2 protein-coding genes are annotated in these 2415 nt (G+C 42.7%); both read right to left on the reverse strand.

Features of this window, described 5'->3' with window-relative positions; translation table 11 throughout:
• Window positions 1-41: 41 nt before the first annotated feature.
• Window positions 42-1409 (reverse strand): anaerobic C4-dicarboxylate transporter DcuC, encoded by a 1368-nt coding sequence (dcuC, locus tag BCT81_RS27600; RefSeq protein WP_102426524.1) that lies wholly within the window; start codon window positions 1407-1409, stop codon window positions 42-44.
• 446 nt (window positions 1410-1855) lie between these two features.
• On the reverse strand, window positions 1856-2362 hold the full coding sequence (locus tag BCT81_RS27605; RefSeq protein WP_102426525.1) for a hypothetical protein: 507 nt from the start codon (window positions 2360-2362) through the stop codon (window positions 1856-1858).
• Window positions 2363-2415: the final 53 nt, after the last annotated feature.

The raw sequence follows: 2415 nt of genomic DNA on the forward strand, positions 1-2415 counted from the left end.
TTTTTGTTTAGGCATTATATATCTGTATAACTATTAACAACTTAAGCTGCCATTGGTACTAGAACAAGTGTTCCGAAGATAACCGTGATAAGGCCGCAGATGACTGGTACAGAGGTACGCTTTACCACTTCAAATGGGCTAATTTTACCCATGCCTGAAGTTGCTACCACTACGCCAGATACTGGAGAGATAGTACGACCTAGGTTTGATGCTTGAAGCATTGGGATAATAAGGAACGCAGGGTTTAGACCCATCTTCGCAGCCAGTGAAGGCGCAAGCTCAACGAATGCATAGAAAGGTGCATTACCAGAACCTGTCGCAATTGCCGCAGCAACCGTTAGACCTGTGAGGATAAGCATTAGTGCGATGCCGCCAGCGCCTGCTGCTTCAGCAAGACCGATTAGGTTATCAATTGCACCGATAGACATCAGGCCTTGAGCAAATACACCTGCCGCAACTAACAGCATTACAACGCCTTTAAATGCGTCCGCCATACCTTGGTAACAAGAATCTAGATCTTCTAGCGTCTTTTCACCGTCGAATTTCTTCACAACGTAATCAACAAGTGCACCAACGAAAATTGAGCCAACTACGATAGTGTAGATGTCTAGCTTAAGCCCTGGAATGGTACGGCCGTTGAATAGGAAAACACCGATGATAGGTAGGAAAGGAAGAGCCGCATAGAAAGCAGGCGCTGTTGTTTCAATCTCAGAAACATCAACTTTTTCCATTGGCGTGTTTTCTTTCTTATCTAGGTATTTGTTCCAGAAGAAAGCCGCTGCAGCCATTACGATGATTGCGCAGATTGACACTGGCAGTACCGTTTGAACCGCGAATACGTCTAGGTCTAAACCTGATTTCTCTGCAGCGATAACTACGTCACCCGATGTTGGTGAAAGAATGATAGCCGCCGGAGATGCACATACCGCAACCGCAGCTGGGCGAGAAATACCCATTGCCGTCATCATTGGGAATAGGGTAGCCATCAATAGCACGCCAAGGCCCGTTGCAGAACTTACTGCTAGAGACATCAGACACGCTACAATGTACGCAGCAACAAGCAGTGCGTATGGAGATTTGATAACAGACAGTGGCTTAGAGAACTGTTTCACTACCACGTTGTTTGCGCCGATGTGCGTCATGTAAGAAGCGAAACCACAAAGAAGCATGATTTGCATACCTAGGCCGCCGCCACGGTACTGAAGCATGTATTTAACGAATTCTAGTGAATCGGTAACCATGTTACCTGTTGAAGCTATCTTAACTGGTAAGACTGTGTGACCAATAAGGCCAGTAATAAGAAGAAGAGCAAGGCCAGCTGTTAGTAATACGCCCGCCGCCTTATAGCCTTTTACAATAAAGTAACCAACAGCGACGGTAACCACTAATCCGATCAAGAGTTCTAACATAGAAATCTCCACAAAGTTTAAAAAAATATAAGAAACTGTTTCAGAATATGACAATGAATGTACAGAAAACTGCACTGTTGCACGAGGCATAGTTGAGGTTGATATGATCTAAGACAAACATTTTTTTTGATGTTAATTGTGGTTGTAAATCGTGATTAACTACTGTTATTTAGTTGTTAATAAACAAATTTTATCGTTCGTTAGAATATAACTTGGATCACTTTTGGGTGGTGTTGTTGCATATGGTTCGCGAGGTTTATAAAATGCCAGGATTGTCAGCCTAGTGACGGAAATGACCAGGAAAGGGCTATTATTCACATAATAGGTGGCTGTTTTCACGATCTGACGCCTACTTGATTGAGGATAGCTAGGCGTCATCATTGGGATGAATCGCTCGCAACTAGAGGTTGTTAGTCACGAGCGCTTTTCACATACGGAGCCTGTATTTAATTGATATCCAATTCAGGCTCTGAATTAGAATATGCAGGTAACTCAGCACAGATGACCTTTTTGCAAAAATGAATTAATCCACGTTGGGTCACCAGTAATAGCTCTTCATCGTTCAACGGAATGTAAGTCATCGCATCTGAAGAGAGAACAGCGCCTTCACTGATCATGACTTTCTCGTAAAACGTGAGATCTCGATTAGGAATGATCTGCTCATGTTGAGTTTCGTCTAACGAAATATCATGTTGGCTAACCGCGTAAGTACCTGATGAAGTAAAGCCCGCTTCTTTAGTCGAGACATAGAGCAGTTCATAGGCATTATTTTTCTTAAATTCGATATTAACTGAAGCCTGATTATAAATGATTTTATCGGGCGGATTTACTATCGAAGCGGTATTGGCTAAATAATGCCCTTTTAGGTGCGCTTGAGGTATTAAAGTGGTTAACCAGCCAACTAATAGACCTAGCAGTCCCACTATCAAAAATATTTGTTTTGCTTTATTCACAAGTCACTCCTTTAAATTCGCTAGGGAAGCTCAAAGAATTCCCTGAATTATCG

Origin of the sequence: Vibrio sp. 10N.261.52.A1 (assembly GCF_002876325.1) — a bacterium.
GTDB lineage: Bacteria > Pseudomonadota > Gammaproteobacteria > Enterobacterales > Vibrionaceae > Vibrio > Vibrio chagasii.